Genomic DNA, 22039 nt, shown 5'->3' on the forward strand with positions numbered 1-22039 from the left:
TTTTAGATTTCCACTTCTTCCAAGTCTTTGACGACATGGACATTTTCAAAAACACTAGCCGCATCTTTCTTGAGCTTGCTGATATCTTTTGAGAGGAAACGAGCACTGATATGGTTGAGCAAGAGGCGTTTGGCTCCTGCTTCTACCGCTACTTGTGCAGCTTGCATGTTAGTAGAGTGGCCATGGTTACGAGCAATTTTTTCATCACCCTTGCCATAAGTCGATTCATGGACTAGGACATCGGCATTGACAGCCAGACGCACACTAGCATTGGTTTTTCTCGTATCGCCTAGAATGGTAATAATCTTACCAGGACGTGGCGCTGAGATATAGTCTGCTGCTTTGATTTCAGTACCGTCTTCGAGAACAACGTCCTGACCGTTCTTGATTTTTCCAAAAAGTGGGCCAAATGGGACACCAGCAGCCTTGAGTTTTTCAGCATCTAGCGTTCCTTCTAGGTCCTTTTGCATGACACGATAGCCAACGCAGAAAATAGTGTGGTCCAACTCCTCTGCATACACAGTGAATTTATCAGTCTCAAGGATTTTCCCAAGGGAATCTTGGTCAAACTCATGAAAATGAATGCGGTAGGGTAGACGAGAACCTGACACACGAAGACTGGTTAAGACAAATGATTTGATCCCTTGCGGTCCATAGATTTCCAAATCTGTCTGCTCTTCATTGGCTTGAAAGGCACGGCTAGAAAGAAAACCTGGCAAGCCAAAAATGTGGTCTCCGTGCAAGTGAGTGATAAAGATTTTGCTGACCTTACGTGGTCGAATTGTGGTTTCAAGAATACGATTTTGCGTTCCCTCTCCACAGTCAAAGAGCCAAACTTCGTTAATCTCGTCCAAGAGTTTCAGGGCAAGACTTGAAACGTTGCGGGCTTTAGAGGGCTGACCTGCCCCCGTTCCTAAAAATTGAATATCCATTCGATACTTTCTAATTAATCAATATATAACATGGCTGTGCGGTTTTCCGATCGGAAATAGCGCTTGCCAGAAAAAGCAGTAGCTTCTTGTAATAACTCCTCTTGGCTGTAGCCCTTGAGACGTTTACGACCATCAGCCAAGCTTTCCAAATCAGTCAAAGCCGTGAGACTCTCCACGCTAACAACTTCCTCATCCCCGACAGGCTTCATGTAAATCTTTCCAGACTCCTCAAAGACTAGCTGATGGGGGAAAATTTGCGCAATCTCAAAAAGCAAGTCTTCTGAAATAATCTCTTTATTTTCAGAGAAAATTCGACCCAGACCCTCACTCTCATAACAAAAACCAAAGGATTTACCAGACAGATTAAGCCGAATAAAAGGCTTATTTTCTATAGTGAAACTAGGTTCAGCATTGTAAAGATTCAGTTCCTGACTGAGTTCCGCAAAATAATCCGTCGCAGCCTCAGGACTCTTTTTCTGGTAGAGTTCTGCAAAATAGGCATTGACAACGCTGGGCGGAGGCGTGATCAGTGCCAACTGCTCCTGCTCTGTTTTACCAGCTAGAAGTTGATCCAGATAGACCTTATCCAGACTTGTATAACCTCCATACTTTAGAGCCAACGTTTTAATATCAGTCATAAAATTCCTCTAACCTCCATTTGTTTTTCTCAGAAATGTAGCCTGTAATAACTTCTCCATCATCTTGGTAGTCACGATCTTCCAGAATCGCAACACTTTCTAGATCATGAATCTTGTAGGATTTTGAAAAAGGCACGCGCAGGGTAAATCTCTCAAAAATATCCTTGATTTTCTCTAAAAATAAAGCCTGCAAGTTCTCACGACTATCCTCAGACTTGGCAGAAATGAGTGCATAAGGCGTTTGGGTAGGCGTGAAATCCTCCACCAAATCGGCTTTATTATAAAGAGTCAAGCGAGGAATATCTTCCATATCCAAGTCTTTCATGATGGACAGGACTGTTTTTTCATGCTCCTCATGATAAGGATTACTGGCATCGATGACATGAACCAGAAGATCCACATGCTTGCTTTCTTCCAAGGTCGACTTGAAACTGGACACCAATTCTGTTGGCAAATCTTGGATAAACCCAACCGTATCAGTTAAGGTAACCTGAAGATTACCTCCCAAATGGATACTCTTTGTCGTCGCGTCCAGAGTCGCAAAGAGCTCGTCCGCTTCATACTGGGGCTTACTGGTCAAGGTGTTCATGATAGTTGACTTCCCAGCATTGGTGTAACCAATCAAACCAATCTTAAAGGTGCTCGACTCCAGACGTTTTTCTCTAACTGTCGCCCGATTTTTCTCAACCACCTTGAGCTGGCGCTCGATGTCTGTGATTTGATTGCGAACGCTACGACGGTTCAGCTCCAGCTGGCTTTCACCAGGTCCACGGGAACCAATTCCCCCTGCCTGACGGCTGAGCATAATCCCCTGACCAACCAAGCGAGGCAAGAGGTACTTGAGCTGGGCAAGATGAACTTGAAGTTTGCCTTCATGGCTTCGAGCTCGCATGGCAAAGATATCCAAAATCAACTGCATACGGTCAATGACCTTAACACCGAGAACTTCTTCTAGATTGACATTTTGCCGTGGAGTCAAACGATTATTGACAATGACAGTGGTAATTTCTTCTGCATCCACCATAAGCGCAATCTCTTCCAACTTACCAGAGCCGACAAAGGTCTTGGAGTCATACTTTTCACGTTTTTGTCTGTAGCTATCCACTACGACTGCACCAGCCGTCTTGGCTAGACTGGCCAATTCTTCCATAGAAAGGTCAAAATTGTCCATGCCCTGCAATTCCACACCAATCAGCAGGACGCGTTCCTCTTTTTTCTCCGTATCAATCATCTAAAAACTCCTCTATCTGGCTTAAAATGCGGTCTTGCACACCAGATTCTCCAATCTGATAAAAGGTGACCTGCATACGATTACGGAACCAGGTCAGCTGACGCTTGGCAAAACGACGAGTCGCCTGTTTAAGACTCTCACTAGCTTCCTCCAAGGTCTGCTCTCCACGGAAATAAGGAAAGAGTTCCTTATAGCCAATGCCTTTAGCAGCCTGCACATCCGGGTGATGATCAAAAAGCCACTTGGCCTCATCCAAAAGTCCAGCCTCAAACATCAAGTCCACGCGGTGATTGATACGTTCATATAATTGACTGCGTTCATCATCCAAGCAGATAATCAATGGTTCATACAAGGCCTCTTGATTTTCCAAATCCTGACCAAAATGGGCTATTTCCAAGGCACGCATAGCACGACGACGATTTAACTGAGGAATCTCAAGATCGGCTTGCGCCACAAGATGAGCTAATTCCTCATCTGTATAAGGCTCCAAACTAGCTCGATAAGCTAAAATCTCCCCATGGGGAGTCTCACCACCTAGATGGTAGCCTTCCAACAAGCTCTGGATATAAAGCCCAGTTCCACCAGCTATAATGGCTAGCTTGCCACGGCTGTGAATATCCTCAATAGCCATCTTAGCTTCTGAAACAAAATCAAAAGCCGAGTAAGACTCGGTTACCTCTCTAACATCGATTAAATGATGGGGAACAGTTGCCTGCTCTTCTGGACTAGCCTTAGCCGTCCCAATATCAAGTCCTCGATAGACTTGCTGGCTATCTCCACTAACCACTTCGCCATTAAAACGCTTGGCCATTTCAATGGCTAGAGCCGTCTTTCCAACTGAAGTCGGTCCAACAATCACAATTATTTTTGTTTTCATCTTTTTTCCTTGAAAAATTCCCATTTTTTCGTTACTATTATTATAACACAAAAAGGTCAGTCAGAAAAATGTGACCTCTTGAGGGGGCTGGCTGATTGAGAATATAAAGGAGGAAGACTCATGGCTAAAGGATTCGCTAAAGGTCTTGTAACAGGTGTCGCAGGAACTGTCGCTGCAGTTGCAGGTGCAGTATACGCATTTAAAAAGAAAGTAATCGAACCAGAAGAGCAAAAAGCAGCTTTCATCGAAGAAAACCGTAAAAAAGCAGCTCGTCGCCGCGTATCACGTTAAAAAACAAAAGAAGTTGGGATTTATTTTCTCAACTTCTTTTTTCTATTCTTCTAAATAGCTAGGTCAAACTTCAACTGCGGCTTGACCGGGTCATAATCCACCAACTCAAAGTCCTCTGCTTTGATATCAAAGAAATTGGTCCCATCAGGAACATTCAAAACCAAACGTGGTTGGCAGTTTGACGGCTCCCGACGGAGCAATTCCTGAGCTTGTTCAAATTGATTGTCATAGATATGAAGGTTGTTGATAAAGTAGAAGAACTTCCCAACCTTCCAGCCAAAATGCTTGGCAATCATCATTTGAAGAGCTACGTACTGCATAGCATTGATGTGGTGGGCCACTAGCATATCGTTAGAACGCTGGGTCAAGGTCGCATCCAGATAGATTTCTCCATCTACACGGCGGACATCAAACATGGTCTGAAAGGCGCATGGGAGGAGGCCGTCAGTCTCATCAAAAGCTTGGTAATCCCAGAGAGAGATAATGTTGCGACGGTTCCAAGGATTAGCTTCCAACTGTTTAAGAAGCTTATTGATGATATCGTGTTTCTTAACGACCGCCCCGTAACGCTCACCAATAGTTCCCGTATCCCCCACTTCCCAGTCATTCCAGTAGTGAACATTGTACTTGCTATTCAGCACTTCTAAGCTATTAGACTGATCTTGGTAAATCCAGAGCACTTCCTTGATGGCGGATTTGATTGCAATGGGACGCAAGGTTGTAATGGGGAATTCCCCCTTTGCCAAGTCATACTCGGCAAAGGCACCCGTTACGTACTTAGAGTTGGCAACAGTCCCATCCTTGTACTTGGGACGGGCCTGCTCAGAAAAGACACCGTCTTTGAGGATTCGTTCAATATTTTCTTTAAAAATCGTATCTGCTTTTGTCATTTTCTCACCTCATTTATTGTCCTAATTAGTATAGCATAAAAAAAGAAAGGAGGAAAATTACTCGCTTCTGGAAAGCAATTTTCTCCTTTTTTATTTTATTGCAATACAAGTGATGCTGCTCCGATAACTCCAGCATCATTTCCTAGAGTTGCAAGAGCTAATTTAGTAGATGTGCGCACTTGTGGGAAAGTATTTTCGTCGTAGACTTTTTGAACACCTTGTAGAAGGAATTCTCCTGCAGCTGACACACCACCACCGATAACAATTGTTGATGGGTTTAGGATTGAACCAATGTTAGCACAAGCGATTCCCAAGTAACGTGAGAAGTTACGGTAAACGATCAAAGCAAGGTCGTCTCCTTCTTTTGCAAGGTCAAAGACAGTCTTAGCAGTTACTTCTTCTCCATTATCAATCAAGCGTTTCAAGGCTGCATCACCTTCGTATTCATCCGCATAACGACGAGTCAAGTTGACAATCCCTGTTGCTGAAGCAACTGTTTCAAGGCAACCTTTCTTACCGCAAGTACATGCGATTGGTTGGTCAAAGTCAACAGTGATGTGCCCAAGCTCACCTGCTGCACCAGCAACACCGTGAAGCAATTTTCCTTCAGCGACGATACCGCCACCAACACCTGTACCGAGTGTCATAAAGACAACATCTGGTTGGTTATCTCCAGCACCCATCCAACGTTCACCAAGAGCAGCTACGTTGGCATCATTATCGATGAAGAATGGAATACCCAAAGCCTTTTCAATCTTCTCTTTGATTGGTTGAAGGGTTTTCCAGTTGAGGTTGTAGGCACCAATAACAGTTCCTTTTTCACGGTCAACCACACCAGGTGATCCCATTCCAATACCTTGGAAATCTGCTGCTGCCAATCCAAGCAAGTCCAAACGATGTTGAATAGACTCAATCATATCATCAACGATATGACTTCCCTCATCCAAAATGTTAGTTTTGATAGACCATTTTTCTTGGATTTCTCCCTCTTGAGTTAAAATTGCGAACTTGATAGATGTTCCACCAAGGTCAATCCCAATAATCTTTTGACTCATCGTCTTCTCCTTTTTAATTGAAAATGCTTACAGATATAGTATAACAAAATCATTAGATTTGTGCAAAGCTTTGCATGAAAAAGTTACATCTAATAATTAATAACTATTTATCCCCTAGTTTTTGAATTGCATAGTTGGCTTCTTCTTTGGTAAATTTTCTAAAATAAGGAGAAGTTAGCCTCTCATAAATTTCTGTCTTTGAGAGATTGTTATATTTTCGGTATTCTCTTGCTGTAATTAAGGCATTTGCTTTGTAATCTGCATTCAAGTGATCGATGGCATACTGCGCTGCTGAACTTGAAAAACCATACCACGTTAATGAGTCATAGAGAGCTTTTTTTGACTTATGTAAAATCGAATTATAGCTTTTCGCTTTATTTAAAGCAGCATTGTACTGCTTCCCATCTAGTTTTGGTTGCCGCACACCATCGTAGTCTACATAGTGACGGCCACCATCTACCCATTTATCCCTAGCCATTTTACCATCTGATTCAACATAATAACGGCCACCATCTACCCATTCATTCTTGGCCATCTTTCCATCTGATTTGAGATAAGAATTTCCTATCCATTTATTGCGAGCAGAGCTTCCTTCTGCTGTTAGATAATAATAGGAACCATGCTTTTTATCATAAATCCAGTCACTTTTAACCTTTTTTCCATCAGAATCAACATAATAACGACCACCATCTACCCATTCATTTTTAGCTCTCTTCCCATCTGATTTGAGGTAGTAATTTCCTACCCAGCCAGACTGAACTTTAGATTGTGATTTATCCTGTTTAGGAGTTGTTTCTTTAGGTTTTGGTGCCGGCTTCGGCGCAGGTTTTGGTGCTGGCTTCAGCGCAGGTTTTGGTGCTGGCTTCGGCGCGGGTTTTGGTGCTGGCTTCGGCATGGGTTTTGGTGCCGGCTTCGGCGCGGGTTTCGGTGCTGGCTTCGGCGCAGGTTTTGGTACTGGCTTTGGCGCGGGTTTCGGTGCTGGCTTCGGCGTGGGTTTTGGTGCCGGCTTCGGCGCGGGTTTCGGTGCTGGCTTCGGCGCAGGTTTTGGTGCTGGCTTCGGCGCGGGTTTTGGTGCCGGCTTCGGCGTGGGTTTTGGTGCTGGCTTCGGCGTGGGTTTTGGTGTGGGTTTTGGTGCCGGTTTTGGCGCCGGCTTCGGCGCGAGTTTTGGTGCCGGTTTTGGTGTCGGTTTCGGCGCGGGTTTTGGTGCCGGTTTCGGCGCAGGTTTTGGTGCCGGTTTCGGCGCAGGTTTTGGTGCGGGTTTTGTATTCTCTTTTACAATCTTACCATTTTTAGACGCATCCTTTTCTTGAGCAGATACTTTCTGAGATGAGAAAGGCAACATCCCCATTGTATCTGAAAGAGAAACAAGTGCAAAAGTAGTTGCTGCTAAACTTGTAACCAAAATTTTTTTTGATCTTCTCATAAAAATCTCCTTTTCTTATGATTTACACTTATAGTATACCATATCCTTAATCTTTTTTACATTAAAATAATAACTATACAAGCACTTATCTGAAGCTGAGTGAGTAGAAATTGAAGCTTATTTAAACGTAGGACTCAAACCTACTGAGTTTGCTCATAGACTGGGAAGAAACCAACGGGACACAGCATAGATGCCTTTGTTCATACCTATAAACTCCAATCCCTTTTTGAAATTGGAAAATCCATTCTGTTCTGGGTGAAAAGACAATAGGAGAACCTTCTATTTTGCACTTGGCTATAGTCGGCAAAAAAGCTGTTTGAGCTCACTCAAACAGCTTGAAAGATACTCTCTTAATCAGAGGAACAACTTTGTTGTACTTGACTTGTCAATCAGTGTTAAAATAGTTATTCTAAATAATTAGTCGTCAAGATGTTGAATGGCATAATTAGCTTCTTCTTTTGTAAATTTTCCAATCCAAGGATTAGTTAGCCTGTTATAAATTTCTGTCTTTGATAAATGGGTATTCTTTCGATATTCTCTTGCTTTAGCTAAGGCATTCGACTTATAGTCTGCTTGCAAATGATTGATAGCATATTGTGCAGTGTCACTATTAAAACCTTCAGAAATTAACATCTCATAAATTCTTTTTTTTGACAAATGAATGCTGTTATAACCTTGTGCTTCCTTTAAAACTGCTGAGTATGGATTCCCGTCTGTTGGTTTTGGTTGCCACACACCATCGTATCCTACATAGTAACGGCCACCATCAACCCATTTACCTATTACCATTTTGCCTTCAGAATCAACATAGTAACGACCGCCATCTACCCATTCATTTTTTGCCATCTTACCATCTGATTTATAATAATAAACTCCTACCCATTTATTGCGAGCATAGCTACCTTCTGATGGTAGATTAAGTTTTTGAATAGCATAGTTAGCTTCTTCTTCCGTAAATTTATCAATTTTCGGAGAGGTCAGCTTTCTATATATTTCTGATTTAGATGAAGTACCATATTTTAAATGCATTCTTGCTTGAGCCAAGGCATTCGCCTTATAGTCTGCTTGCAAATGATTGATAGCATATTGTGCAGTGTCACTATTAAAACCTTCAGAAATTAACATCTCATAAATTCTTTTTTTTGACAAATGAATGCTGTTATAACCTTGTGCTTGCTTTAAAGCTGCTGAGTATGGATTCCTGGCTGCTGGTTTTGGTTGCCACACACCATCGTATCCTACATAATAACGACCACCATCTACCCATTTGTTACTAGCCATTTTACCATCTGATTCAACATAATAACGGCCACCATCTACCCATTCATTCTTGGCCATCTTACCGTCTGATTTAAGATAGTAATTTCCTATCCATTTGTTGCGAGCATAGGTGCCTTCTGATGTTAGATAATAATATGAACCATAGTTTTTATCATAAATCCAGTCACTTTTAACTATTTTTCCGTCAGAATCAACATAATAATTACCACCATCTACCCACTCATTTTTGGCCATCTTACCGTTTGATTTTAGATAGTAATTACCGACCCATTTGTTACGTGCGTAGCTTCCTTCTCCTGTTAGATAATAATATGAACCGTAGTTTTTGTCATAAATCCATTCATTCTTGGCCATCTTGCCATCAGATTTGAGGTAGTAATTTCCTACCCAAGTGTTACGAGCTGAACTTCCTTCTGATGTTAGATAAAAATATGAATTCGATTTCTTATCATAAATCCATTCATTCTTAGCTCTCTTACCATCAGATTTTAGATAGTAATTACCGACCCAGGCATTTTGGACATAATTTCCCGATGCATTTAAATAGAAGTAGGAGTTAACCTTTTTATCAAAAATCCACTTATTAGTAACTTTAGCACCATTTTCATAGTACGAAGACCCTACCCAGCCAGACTGAGCTTTAGATTTTGATTTATCCTGTTTAGGAGTTGTTTCTTTAGCTTTTTCAGTCGGTTTTGGTGCCGGCTTCAGCGCGGGTTTTGGTGCCGGCTTCGGCGCGGGTTTTGGTGCCGGCTTCGGCGCAGGTTTTGGTGCGGGTTTTGTATTCTCTTTTACAATCTTACCATTTTTAGACGAATCCTTTTCTTGAGCAGATACTTTCTGAGGCGAGAAAGGCAACACCCCCATTGTATCTGAAAAAGAAACAAGTGCAAGAGTAGTTGCTGCTAAACTTGTAACCAAAAATTTTTTTGATTTTCTCATAAAAATCTCCTTTTCTTATGATTTACACTTATAGTATATCATATACTTAATTTTTTTTACATTCAAATAATAACTATTTATGAAAACCCTATTTTAAAATGAAGTGCAACACAAAAGACATGCTCATCTGATATTACCTATTATCCTATTTTTTAATTTCTTATTTAACCCATTTACCTGAACCATCTACACGATAACCATCTGGTGTACGTTCATTAACAGCCATTTTACCGTTTGATTTAAGATAGTAATTTCCTACCCAAGTGTTACGAGCATAACTTCCTTCTGATGTCAAGTAGTAATATGATTTATAGTTACTATCATATATCCACTCACCTTTAGCCATCTTACCATCTGATTTGAGATAATAATTACCTGACCAAGTGTTACGAGCGTAACTGCCTTCTGATGTCAAGTAGTAGTATGATTTGTAGCTACTATCGTAGACCCACTCACCTTTAGCCATCTTACCATTTGATTTAAGGTAGTAAGCTCCTTGCCATGCATTCTTTGCATAAGAACCATCTGATTTCAAATAATACCAAGCTTGATAAGAAGAGTCATAAATCCATTCACTATTTGCCATTTTACCATCAGCTTTCAGGTAATAGCTTCCCTGCCATACATTTTTCACTGGATTTCCATTTCCATCAAAATAGTACCAAGAACCGTCCTGCTTAACCCAGCCACTTGTTGTTGCTGAACTTGTATTGCTTTGAGCCGCCACTGATTGTTTTGCTTTGAAAGCACCCTTAGGAGCATTCTTCAATTCGCAAGCTACACCATCATGATCGCGGTCTAACTTAGCAGAATAACCAGGTTCTCCCTCATGAATATCCGCATATCCATTCGCCCAAGCTTCCTTACAGCTAGAAAAATGAATGTTTTCTTCCGCTAACACAGGCTGTGAAAACAAGGCTAAAACTGGCAAGGTAGCCAGACTCATTTTTAAAAATAGACGTTTGTTCATTTCTTTCTCCCATAATTATAATATCGTTTTTAATGTTGTTTTATCAAACTTATTTCAGCAATTCAAGAAAACTTCTAGTTATTGCTGCAAACTCTTTTGGTTTGGCTCCATTCAAGACATGAGGACCGTCAGGGATGATCTGAAACTGCGAATTTGTCAACAATATGTGGAGAGCTTTCATAGAACTAAGATTCGGTTTATCTTTGCTACCACAAATTAGTAAGGTTGGATAAGGACAACTCCCTGCTATAGCAGTTAAATCAAGTGTCTTCAATTCCTCAGAAACTCCGACCATAAGAGATTTGTCTGCTCCCTGTTTTTCAAATACCCTTTTGGGAAGTAGTTTAAAAATCAGCAACTGAATGTAAAAAAGGATATTGCCCGCCAGTTTCAATGGACAGCCTGACAAAACCAAGGCCTGAAGATTTGGCAAATCGTAACTTGACAGCTCTAATGCAAGTGCAGCTCCTAAGGACAAACCGATTAGGACAAAAGGTTCTGTCTCCTCTGACAAGTGCTGATAAATGCGCTCCTTAGCTTCTTGATAGGTAGCAACTCCGGAAGGAAATAACTCTAGGGCTTCAGAAGGATAATCTACAAGCAACTCTTGCACTTCTTTCCAACTATCTGCTGACTGACCTAGGCCATGTAAAAATATTAATTTCATTTAGTTCTCCCTTACTAACAACTCATACAAGCCCCTCACCGCGTTACAGCCATAGATAGCTTCTGCTCCCTTCAAATCTTCTATGGTCAAGACTTTCTCTTCTACCTCTCCTGTTTCCAGCAAATGCTGACGATAAATTCCTGGCAAGATTCCAAGTCGGATAGGCGGTGTGTAGAGTTTCTCATCGATTTTCAGAACCAAATTTCCAATAGAGGTTTCAAGAAGTTCTCCAGACTTATTGTGGTATATCTTCTCTTGTTTCCCTAGGCTCAAGTGAGGTCGGTGGTTTGTTTTGAAGTAGGTAAATGATTGATTCAAATCCGCTTCTTGCAGAAAAAGTTTGGCCTGACAAAAACTTGGACTAAGAGGGGTTAATACTTGGCGACTGAGTTCAATCTCTCCAGATTTGCTAAGGCTAATTCGCAAGCGGTAATCTTGACTAGCGTCACAAGCCTGACACTCCGCCTCTATCTTTTGTTTCAAGTCTTCTGCATCAAAAGGATATGCAAAATATCGACTTGCTTTTCTCAGTCTTTCCAGATGTTGTTCTTCAAACAGCAGTTGTTTTTGGCTGATTTTTCCAGTTGAAATTAATTGGAAGCAAGCTTGTTTGCGATAAAGGACTGCCGCCTTTTGATGAACCTCTCGATATTCAGATTCCCAAGTGCTATCCCATGTAATGCCTCCGCCAACTCCATAGATAGCTTTCCCTTGATACAGTTGAATAGTCCGGATAGCAACATTAAAAATCCGGCGCCCACTTGGAAGCAGGAGACCAACGGTTCCACAGTAGACTCCACGCGGTTGTGGCTCCAAGTTCTTAATGATTTCCATAGTTGCAATTTTGGGTGCACCCGTTATGGATCCGCAAGGAAAGAGAGAACGGAAGATTTCAACAAGGTCAACATCCTCTCGCAACTGACTCTTGATGGTTGAAGTCATCTGCCAAACAGTTGAATACTGTTCCACTTGGCAGAGACGCTCCACATGCTCACTCCCCACCTCAGAAATACGGTTCATATCATTGCGTAAGAGGTCCACAATCATCATATTTTCAGAGCGATTTTTAGGATCCTGCTCCAACCAACTAGCCTGTTCAAGATCTTCTTGGTCAGTCACTCCACGCTGAGTCGTTCCCTTCATTGGTCGTGTAGTCAATTCACGGCCATTTTGCTCAAAAAAGAGCTCTGGGCTCATGGAAATCACTGCCATCTCGTCATGTTCAACATAAGCATTGTAGCCCGCCTCCTGCTCTACTACCATACGATTGTAGATGGCAAAAGGATTTGCACTTAAGTCTTGTTTTAGTTGTACGGTGTAGTTTACCTGGTAGGTGTCCCCCTGCCGCAAATGATGATGAATCTGGGCAATCGCCTTTTCATAATCCTCTGCAGACGTTACTTCCTGCCAATTTGAAGGCAAATCAACCTCATCATAAGTCAGAGGAATAGGGGAGGTCTCTACCTTATCGTGAACAGTAAAGTAAAGCAAATACTCGTCCAGTAAAGGAGATTTATGAACTGCCAATTTCTCCTCAAAAGCAGGTGCAGCCTCGTAGCTGACATAGCCCACCACATAATAGCCTTGCTCTTGGTAGCTCTCCACTTGTGCCAGCAAATCTACCACTTCTGCTACATTTCTCGTTTTCAACTCTTTAATCGGCTGGGTAAAGGTGTATCTCTCCCCCAAAGCCCTAAAATCAATCACTGTTTTTCTATGCATATTTCAAGTATAGCATAAAAAGGCAGATTCAGACAAAGCTGATCTACCTTTTTATTATTTTCTTACTATTGATTATGCTTTAGTGAATAAATCACCAGCAAATCCATCTGATTTTTGCAAGAGTTGTTTGTAAACCTTCCATTTAAGATCTACAGTATTCTTGAAATCATTACCTTGAAGGTCTTTTTCGACCGCTGCATCAAATAAGGTCTGAAGTTGTGCGTAAGTTGAAATCTTTTGACCATCAATTTCAATTTCAACAAAACCTCTTTGGGCTTTTTCGTGTACTTCATGATACCATGCTTTCTTCCATGCTTCTAAGCTTTGGAATTTGCCGTTAGAAACTTTATTAATAATAAAGTCATCACCAAGACCTACATTACCAGCAGCTTTAGATTCTTGCTTGTATTTGTTTGATGCATAACCTAAGAACCCGTCTAGGTAACCGAAGTAACCCCACATACGGAAGGTATTATGTTTGAATGAGATTGAACCAACCGCACTCTTACTTGTATTACCACCATAAATACCTGTCATCATATTTACTACAGTATAAGCAGAATCAAATCCTTCAGTACGGTAATGACCATTTCCTGGTAATCCATGTTTCGTTGCAAAGTTTCCATCAACCAGTTGATCAATACTTGTCAGCTTCGTATTCTTTTCGTCATCATTCAAATCACGAACTAAATCCCATTGGTGTGGTTCACCAACTAAGCCATTGCGATCCGCTTTTTCACGATATTTCTTATCGATCTTCTTGAACCACTTATCATTTGTTCCAGTATTTTTCTTGATGACAGACTCAGCTTCTAAGTAATCAAGCATCATCATGGATTCATTGTAATTCTTCATGTAGTGATCGATTTTCTCACGACTATTTAACACATTCGGATTATAGTTGTAAATTTGATTTCCATCATTTTGACGTTCGTAAGCCATGTTTAATCCTAAGGCACCATATTCACCATTTGGATTTGAAACTGATGGTGATTGTAACATACCTTGAGCAAAGGCTTCAACATCTGTTCCTTCACGGTGACGCCATGTTCCTAAGTAGGCCATACGGTCATTGATGTGAGTTGTTTCGTGAGTGAATGCAGATGTACCAAAATCACTAATCATGCTTGAGATGATGTAATATACAGCCTCTTGTGGTTGTGGATTTTGGAAGATATAAGCGTATGCGCCCATTCCATTGTATCCATGCCACTTATCAGTCGGACCATAGAATTCACGAATTGGAGCAAAATCGCCTTTCTTCGTATGTCCCATACGGTCAACCCATCCCAAACCTGGTACATCATGGTTATCCCAAATTGCAGATGGTACCATATTTTCACTCTTAAGAAGATTATTTCGTACATTATCTGCAGCAAGTCTTGACCAGAAGTCTAAATAATTGATTTGTTCTTGTGCACGTAAATCAACTTGCTTCTTGAACGCTTCACGTTCTTCTGCTGTGTTCTTACCATATTTCTCAAATGAACTAAAGGCAATGGTATTATAGGTCGTAATTAAAATCATATGCGCTTTCTTCAAATTCAGAAGTGGTAGAATATAACGTCCGTGATGTCCATTATTAATTACTTCATACAATTTATGTTTCTTATTCGCAAAATCAGGATTTGATGATTGTTTCTCAACAACATAAGCGTTGTCTGCAATGTTGTTCTTGAACCAAGTATTCATATCTGTTTCACTAGTGAATAATTCCATGTTGTACTTCAGGAATTCGTGTAAGTTAGCTTTACCAGTAGCACTTGCAAGAGCTCTGTTAAATGCATCGTGTGATTGATCACCTTTTAGGTTGTTACCATTTGAAGCGAAGCTGATTAATCTATCAAGTACGTTAACGTTCTTACCGTAGAAATCCGGTTTGAAGGTCATCATATTTTTGATATTTAATCCGTCAAATTTAATTCCATAGTATTGGTTTAAGTAAGCCAGAGCTAACATGATTTTAGCTTTGTTATCTTCAACTTTTTTAATCAATGCACGTTTAGCTGCTTCGTCCGTATTTAATTGATGGTCTTCATTTTCAACTAAAGCTTTAACTAAAGCATCAAGATTATCTTTTACTTCTTTGAAGCTTTCTTCCATGTATAACATCTTAGGATTGTTATTAATCTTACGAACTTCATCTGAATCAAGTTCAACAGAAGCTAATTTAGCTTTGATATCGCTGATCAATTGTGTCCTATCTTTAACAACCATATTTGGTGTATAGACAATATCACCCAATCCTTCAATACTATATTCACGAACTTGTTGAACTTTAGATTCTTTTTGTGTAATAGCTTTAATTTCTTTCGTCTTATCAGCGTAATGGATCATGGTGTGATCTGCATTTGATAAATCAGTCACAAATTGACCATCTTTCATACCTGTAACAGATAACACCTCTGTAGTTAATAATTTAGAACCAGCTGGAATCTTGTTACCTTGGTTTACAATCCATTCTTTATTGTAGAATGGTTGAAGTTTTTCGATGTTACGATAAGCAAGTTCGCGAGATGCGTCATAATCTTGAGTATCTTTATAAGTATCTGTTTTTGGTTTTACGTTATTAAGTGCATCTTCAACAAGAGGTTTAATTTCAAACTTATCAGCTGTAATTCCGAATGATTCTATTTTTTTATTTGCATCTTCTAGGCTGATTTCTTGGATTCGATTACTACGAGAACCGTTAAATGAGTGAGAACCTTCACTCACATCTTTAACAACGTAGTTTCTTTCAATCCAGTTTTTTGTGTAATATCCACCTTCTGCTTCTAAATCTCTAGAACCGTAGAATTCTTCACCGTTTTTGACTTTCATCATTGAAACTGTGTCAGCAACACGTCCCCATGTCCAGTTCTTACTAATGAAACCACCTACCTCAACAGGGTTCTTCACATCAATAGTTCCTTTAGTAACAGCGTTACGAACAGAAGCGTATTTATCAATACCATTAGGATCAGAACCGTTATCGGTTCTAGCGACAAGTCCACCAACACGTGCTCTATCTGCAACAATATCAGCATCTACGTATGCATGTTTAATATTACCACGCCAAAGTTCTCCGGCGATACCACCAAGATCCCAACCTTTATTACCGACACCTGTTAGTTTACCGATGAAAGCAACATTTTTAAGAAGTCCACCAGTATCTCCTTTATTTACGATACCAGCAATACCATCTTTACCAAGGATACTACCAGTTACCTTAACATTTTCAACTGTGGCATTTTTAATTACTCTTGATAGTGCGGAAATATTTTCAATCCAAGGCATATTGATATTAACATTACCTAAGTTAATGTTTTTAACTGTACCGCCTTCAACGTTATCGAATAACTGACGAGCCATATTATGAATGGTATATTGTTTACCGTCAACACTTGTTAAAGTTCCGCTAAATTTACCAGGTACATATTGTTTATTCGGAGTTGGTACATTTGCTGCATTCAAATCTGCACCAAGTTTAAAGGTACCACTTGGATTAGCTATCATAGCCGTTACTAGGTCGTTAAAGCTATAATATACATCACCATCGTGTGCTTTTTGTTTTTCAAAATAATGAACATACTCGTTTGCCAATTTAGAAACATCTGTGTGTTGAACTAAATCAGGTGCTTTGGCAGTGACTTTGTATAAAGTTTTTCCGTCTTTTTCTACTTCTTCAATCTTGTCAACAGCCAGTCTTGTAACTTTGTTGTCGTGAGTTGTAACTCGTAGGTAGAGTGGAGCAACATCAGCTGGTTTTTCTGTCAGCAAACTAGTATCTGTTTCATTACCGTCAGCATCCACACTCATCAAGCTTGTTTCTTTGATGTTTTTGATTTCAACTTTTTTGAGGTCAATTCTTAGCGGTTCTTCTTTAAGAACTTCTTCCTCATCACCCTCACCACGGTCATAAACCATCTTCGTTTCAAGTTTATAATCCTTGTAGTACTGCAAATCTGTCAAGGTCGTTGTCAAGTCGTCTGGTGAAACATTCAAAGTTTTAACAATTTCATCACCCTTTTTCAGAGTTAGAGTGATAGATTTAATGGCTGCTTTACTTGGATTTTCCAAATTATAACGAATTTGAGATGATCGTTTCAAATCATTAACATCAACAAGTGACAAACTTAAGATTGGTTTTTCAAAGTTTTTAGTTCCTAATTTGACGATACGATCTTGGTCTAACTCCAGAACCTGTTCCACAATTTTAGGTGCTTCTTCAGTTTTTAAACCTTTGAGAGTTTTGTAAGTCTTGGTAACTTTTTTCTGCCCATCTTTTCCTTCTTGGACAGTAACTCTTTCACCCTTTTTCAGTTGGTCATCTTCTTTAAGAACTTCCTTAAATGGAATCTTTTCAAGACTTTCTTCCACCAGAGTTCCTTCAATTGGTTTTGTCCCACGGCTTATTTTTTTAGTGACTGGTTCTTTGACAACAGTAGTTGTTGTATTTAAAACTTGGTCAGTCTCAACACCTTCGAGAGTCTTATAAGTCGTTTTGGTAATTTTACTGCCCTTTTCTCCATCTTGAACTACAGTTTCTTCATCCGTATATTTGGTTGGATCCTCGATAATTTCTGTCTTATAGTCAATCTCAGTAGTAGTTTCTTTCGTAACCGCTCCCTCAGTTACTTTGTACTCAGGTAACTGTTCTTGTATAAGGGCTTGACCTGCTTTACCTTCCTCTTGTGTACCTTTTACTTCTACTTGGGCTTCTGGTAATTTTGGCTGTGTGAGAGCTTGACCTGCTTTGCCTTCCTCTTGGGTACCTTTTGCTTCAACTGGAGCCTCTGGTAGTTCTGGTTGTGTTAGAGCTTGACCTGCTTTGCCTGCCTCTTGGGTTCCTTTTGCTTCAACTGGAGCCTCTGGTAGTTCTGGTTGTGTTAGAGCTTGACCTGCTTTGCCTGCCTCTTGCGTTCCTTTTGCTTCAACTGGAGCCTCTGGTAAGGTTGGTTGCGTTAAGGCTTGACCTGCTTTGCCTGCCTCTTGCGTTCCTTTAGCTACCTGATGCGTTGGTTCAGCTTGTGGTACTGGAGTTGGGGCAGGTTGCTCTTCTTTCTTAGTTCCGACTGCAATGACTTGCGAAACAGGATTTTGAACCACTTGGTCTTCGATGACTTCTCTAACTTCTTGACCATTAACCATCGATACTTTGGTTACAATGCGACGCTGACCATTTACTCCAGCTGTGACGATACGAGTCTGTCCTTCTGCTAGATTGGTATCTGGGCTTGTGACTGTTTCAAAAGGAATATCTACCAAGCTCTCTTCCAGTCTTGACTGAGGTTTCTCAGAAACTGGTTTTTCTTGAACTACTTCTGTCTTCTCGATTTCTTTTGAACTTTGCTTTTCGACTGGCAACTGAGGCTGTTCAGCTGAAGCTGGTCTTGATGGATGGAGTTCTGCTTCCTTGAAGTATCCAATATACTCATAGCCATCAATGTGGATAATCCCTTCAGCCAAGCCTTCATGTGTAGAGGCTGAAATAGTTTGGTTATAAGAAAGCAATTCTTTATTTTCAAACGCAAATGTGGTGAAAGGAACAAAGTTGCTTGCACCAATCGAACTAATTAATAAGACACCAAGCACCTTACCACGATGTTTTTTAGAGATTAATAAAACAGCCAAAGAAGCCGTAGCCAACCCTATACCAGCCAAGGCTAATTCTTTACTCCCTGTATAAGGAAGTTCTTGGTAGGTACTAACTTTCTTTCGATACACTGCATAGATAATATCATCCTCTTGAAACTCCGAAGGGACTTCATGGTGAATTAAGGCTTTTTCAGACTCGGTCAATTCCTGCTCCGCCAAATATCGGTAATGAACACTATGAGCACCACCCACTTCATTGGCTTGCACCTTATCTACTGAAAGGGTACTAGCACCAAAAAGGAAGGCCCCGATAGCTACAGGACCTACCCCAACAGTTAGCTTACGAATCGAATATTTTGTGATTTTTTCTAGTTGTTGTTTTGTTTTTCTCATTCTTATGACTTTCTAATAGAATCTTGTGGATAATGCGCACGCGCACCTCCAATTAATTTTGGACGGCTAGCAAGAGCCGTTACATGGGCATGACCAATTTCTCTCAAAAGAGGGCGAATCGGAACCTGAACATGCTTGACATGCATACCAATTGCAGTGTCTCCGATATCCAATCCAGCATGAGCCTTGATAAATTCAACCTCAACTGGATCTTGCATAAACTTGAAGGCTGCCAACTGACCTGAACCTCCTGCATGGAGAGTAGGAAGGACACTGACGATTTCCAGACCAAACTGCTCTGCAACCTGACGTTCAACAACGAGGGCCCGATTGACATGTTCACAACCTTGAACGGCTAGATGAATTCCTTTTTCCTCTAGGATGTCTAGAATGGTCTTCACAATGATTTCCCCAATTTCTTGGCTGGATTCCTTGCCAATCTGACCACCTATCACCTCACTAGAAGAAAGGCCCAAAACAAAGATGGATCCTTGCTTCAAATTGGCCTTTTCTAATACATCTTTTACAATCTGACTTGTTTCTCTTTGAATGTCTTTTTCCTTCATACTTGATACCTCTTTTGTCATTATCTATCATATCGTTTTTTCTACGTTTTAGCAAGATAGACAACTTAGAAAGCTTGCCCAATTACGCATAAAACTCCCAGAATTGACTGGGAGTTAACTAGTTTCTATTCTATTTATGTATATTTCAACTGTCGTACCTTTTGAGGGAATAGAATCAATCTTCATTTGGTAATCTTCTCCAAAGTGAAGTTTGAGCCGTTGATCAACATTTTGAAGACCAACTCCCCCACGTTTGAGTTGACTTTGACTACTATCGCTAGCATCTTGGAAACCAACCCCATCATCCTCAATGCGGATGACTAGTCCTGAATCCTGTTTCTGAACAGAAACTTTAATATGACCCTGACCTTCTTTTTCCTTGATGCCATGGTAAAGAGCATTTTCTACTAGAGGTTGCAACACCAGCTTGGGCAAGACTAGATTATCGAAGGCAGGATTTTCATTAATTTCGTATTCCAGCTTATCCCCATAGCGTTGTTTCTGGATAAAGAGATACTGGCGGACATGGTTAATTTCGTCAGACAGGCAAATCAAATCTTTACCCTGATTGAGCGCTAGGCGGAAATAAGTCGCCAAGGACTTGGTCACCTGAACCACTCGCTGACTATCCTGAAATTCAGCCATCCAGATGATGGTGTCCAAAGTATTGTAGAGGAAATGGGGGTTAATCTGGCTCGATAGGGCTTGAAGTTGGTACTGACGGGTCGTCTCTTCCTGCCTGCGAATATCCGTCATCAGCTGATCAATCTGATCCAACATGGCATTGAACTGACGAGTCACTTCTCTCAGTTCATGGGCACCAGTTTCCTTGGCACGAAGATTCTGATTACCAGAAGCAATCTCCAGCATGGTTTCTCTCAAGTCATTCAGAGGAGCAATCCAGCGTTTAAGACTAAGCCACACCAAGCAGAGACAGGCAAGAAGAGATGTGACACTGGCTCCAAGCAAGGTCCACATGAGTTGACTCCGAACCTGGTCTAACTTCTCCAACGAAGACACACCAAGCACCGTCCAATCAGTTCCAGCAATCCTTTCCTGACTGACATAGGATTGGTGGTCTGGAGTATAGCCCTGCCCTGTCTCAATGTAGGGTTTCATAGCCTCCATTTCGCTAGACGAACTATAAACTGTGTGTTGAGGATGATAAACAAATTCATGGTTTTCATTGATGATAAAGGCAAAGCCCTGCTGCCCCAACTGGAGTTGATTTAGATAGGCTTCCAGAGTTTCATAAGAAATATCCAAACGAAGTACACCCAGATTGGCTCCCTTTGCATCAACAAGTTCTTGAGTGACAGAAATGACCCACTGACTATCTGATTTACGAGCTGGTGTCAAAACGGGCTTAGCTCCCTGATGAATAGCCTTTTGGTACCAATCCTCAGCCATCATATCAGAGGAGGTTTTCATCTGCACACTATCATCTGTAGAAATGACCTGACCGGATTTGGTGACCAGAACAACAGTTTTCAAGTCCTGGTCTGCCTTCAAGATAGTCAAAAACAGATTTCGGATTCCCTTGACCTTGTCTTGACTGGGATTCTCAGCATAAGCTAGGACGTCCGCCTGCTGGGTCAAGCTAGTCGAGGTGGTTTCTAATTTTTTGATATAAGAATGGATAAAGTGACTAGTCTGGCTGATAGTCGTTTGGCTATTGCCTTCAATGGTAGCCTCAATGGCTGAAGAACTAGATTGATAGTAGAAAGTCCCAACCAGAGCTAGGAGAATGAGAAAGACCAGAAAGATAGAAATAACCATTCTAACTAGGAGTGAAGAACGCTTCATCGACCTTCCCCCTTCTTAAACTGACGAGGTGTCACACCTGCAATCTGTTTAAAACGTTGGGTAAAGTAGTTCATATCTTCAAAACCAACCTTCTCTGCAATCTCGTAAATTTTCAGATCCGTAGTTAAAAGCAAGAGCTTGGCCTGTTTGACACGTTCTCGCACCAAATAATCCTGAAAAGGTAGGCCCAACTCTTTCTTAATCAAAGAACTCAGATAAGTCGGACTAAAGCCCAAGTCACTGGCCAAAGACTTTAAACTAAATTGGCTATCAGCCAGATGGGACTGGATTTTCTGGGCCATATTTCCCTCAAACTTATCGGTCAATAAATCTTGTAATTGCTCTTCCTTTTCTTCCTTATCCAACTTTTGCTTGATTTTCCCCAACATTTCCTCAATATCCTGACGAGAAAAGGGCTTGAGCAGGTAGTCATCCACACCTAGTTTGACAGCAGACAAAGCATAATCAAAATCATCGTAGCCTGTTAAAAAGACCAAATGAACCTGAGGATAGGTTTCTCGGACCAGACTGGCCAACTGGATGCCATTTAGCTGAGGCATGTTGATATCAGTTAAAATGATATCTGGCACCTGCTTTTGAATCAATTCCCAAGCCTGCCTTCCATTTTCAGCCTGACCGATGATTTCCATATCGTAGGCTGCTACATTGACCAGCTTGGTCAAACCTTGTCTTACCAGATATTCATCTTCTACGATTAAGATTGTGTAGGTCATGCTTCTCTCCTTTGTCACTTACTAGTATCAGTATAGCAAAATTC

Annotated in this window: 16 protein-coding genes and 1 pseudogene; 2 read left to right on the forward strand and 15 right to left on the reverse strand. The window is 40.9% G+C overall.

Translation table 11 applies throughout. The features are described 5' to 3' along the window. Positions 1–2: 2 nt before the first annotated feature. Genes rnz through miaA form a run of 4 tightly spaced genes read right to left on the reverse strand, consistent with a single transcriptional unit; the run spans position 3 to position 3678 of the window. The gene (gene rnz, locus N8M66_RS05645) at positions 3–932 is read right to left on the reverse strand and encodes a ribonuclease Z (protein ID WP_084862498.1); all 930 of its coding nucleotides are present in this window, start codon (positions 930–932) and stop codon (positions 3–5) included. Between the two features lie 14 nt (positions 933–946). Further along, positions 947–1570 carry a cystathionine beta-lyase gene (locus tag N8M66_RS05650; protein WP_261046120.1) on the reverse strand — a complete coding sequence of 208 codons (624 nt, stop codon included), beginning with the start codon at positions 1568–1570 and terminating at the stop codon, positions 947–949. Further along, the gene (gene hflX, locus N8M66_RS05655) at positions 1563–2801 is read right to left on the reverse strand and encodes a GTPase HflX (protein ID WP_261046122.1); all 1239 of its coding nucleotides are present in this window, start codon (positions 2799–2801) and stop codon (positions 1563–1565) included. Before hflX ends, N8M66_RS05650 begins: the two co-directional genes overlap by 8 nt. Continuing rightward, positions 2794–3678: a tRNA (adenosine(37)-N6)-dimethylallyltransferase MiaA gene (gene miaA / locus N8M66_RS05660; RefSeq protein ID WP_261046124.1), complete on the reverse strand. Its 885-nt coding sequence runs from the start codon at positions 3676–3678 to the stop codon at positions 2794–2796. The genes hflX and miaA overlap by 8 nt, the downstream gene beginning before the upstream one ends. A gap of 120 nt (positions 3679–3798) precedes the next feature. Between miaA and N8M66_RS05665 the strand changes: the two genes are divergently transcribed. Continuing rightward, entirely contained in the window at positions 3799–3969 is a 171-nt protein-coding gene (locus N8M66_RS05665; protein ID WP_001051780.1) for a DUF3042 family protein, read from the forward strand. A 50-nt stretch (positions 3970–4019) separates the two neighbouring features. Here N8M66_RS05665 and N8M66_RS05670 read toward each other — a convergent pair whose 3' ends face one another. The 3 genes from N8M66_RS05670 to N8M66_RS09510 form a co-directional block, all read right to left on the reverse strand. Beyond that, positions 4020–4859 carry a thymidylate synthase gene (locus tag N8M66_RS05670; protein WP_261046125.1) on the reverse strand — a complete coding sequence of 280 codons (840 nt, stop codon included), beginning with the start codon at positions 4857–4859 and terminating at the stop codon, positions 4020–4022. Between the two features lie 95 nt (positions 4860–4954). Then, a complete protein-coding gene (locus tag N8M66_RS05675; protein ID WP_049493290.1) occupies positions 4955–5914 on the reverse strand; it encodes an ROK family glucokinase in 960 nt (319 codons plus the stop codon). Positions 5915–6017: 103 nt separating this feature from the next. Further along, on the reverse strand, positions 6018–7337 hold the full coding sequence (locus N8M66_RS09510) for an Ltp family lipoprotein (protein WP_419991939.1): 1320 nt from the start codon (positions 7335–7337) through the stop codon (positions 6018–6020). Between the two features lie 76 nt (positions 7338–7413). Between N8M66_RS09510 and N8M66_RS09515 the strand changes: the two are divergent. Beyond that, positions 7414–7512, forward strand: a pseudogene (locus N8M66_RS09515) (IS30 family transposase); the annotation flags it as partial. A 242-nt stretch (positions 7513–7754) separates the two neighbouring features. On the opposite strand, the gene N8M66_RS05695 reads toward N8M66_RS09515, so the two are convergent. The 8 genes from N8M66_RS05695 to N8M66_RS05730 all read right to left on the reverse strand — a co-directional run bounded on the left by N8M66_RS05695 (position 7755) and on the right by N8M66_RS05730 (position 21995). Then, entirely contained in the window at positions 7755–9560 is a 1806-nt protein-coding gene (locus tag N8M66_RS05695) for an Ltp family lipoprotein (RefSeq protein ID WP_261046131.1), read from the reverse strand. A 160-nt stretch (positions 9561–9720) separates the two neighbouring features. Then, entirely contained in the window at positions 9721–10530 is an 810-nt protein-coding gene (locus N8M66_RS05700) for an N-acetylmuramoyl-L-alanine amidase family protein (protein WP_261046134.1), read from the reverse strand. Positions 10531–10579: 49 nt separating this feature from the next. Continuing rightward, a complete protein-coding gene (locus N8M66_RS05705) occupies positions 10580–11197 on the reverse strand; it encodes an alpha/beta fold hydrolase (RefSeq protein ID WP_261046136.1) in 618 nt (205 codons plus the stop codon). Continuing rightward, positions 11198–12919, reverse strand: coding sequence for an aminodeoxychorismate synthase component I (gene pabB, locus N8M66_RS05710; protein WP_261046137.1), 1722 nt, complete (start codon positions 12917–12919; stop codon positions 11198–11200). It lies immediately after the preceding gene. A gap of 72 nt (positions 12920–12991) precedes the next feature. Further along, entirely contained in the window at positions 12992–18889 is a 5898-nt protein-coding gene (locus tag N8M66_RS05715; protein WP_261046138.1) for a ZmpA/ZmpB/ZmpC family metallo-endopeptidase, read from the reverse strand. Positions 18890–18891: 2 nt separating this feature from the next. Continuing rightward, complete coding sequence (locus N8M66_RS05720) at positions 18892–19455, reverse strand: TIGR01440 family protein (protein WP_000659517.1); 564 nt, start codon at positions 19453–19455, stop codon at positions 18892–18894. A 114-nt stretch (positions 19456–19569) separates the two neighbouring features. Continuing rightward, entirely contained in the window at positions 19570–21261 is a 1692-nt protein-coding gene (locus tag N8M66_RS05725) for a cache domain-containing sensor histidine kinase (protein WP_120718626.1), read from the reverse strand. Then, a complete protein-coding gene (locus N8M66_RS05730) occupies positions 21258–21995 on the reverse strand; it encodes a response regulator transcription factor (protein ID WP_004261873.1) in 738 nt (245 codons plus the stop codon). Before N8M66_RS05730 ends, N8M66_RS05725 begins: the two co-directional genes overlap by 4 nt. Positions 21996–22039: the final 44 nt, after the last annotated feature.

This window comes from Streptococcus mitis (assembly GCF_946188585.1).
Taxonomy (GTDB): Bacteria; Bacillota; Bacilli; order Lactobacillales; family Streptococcaceae; genus Streptococcus; species Streptococcus mitis_DG.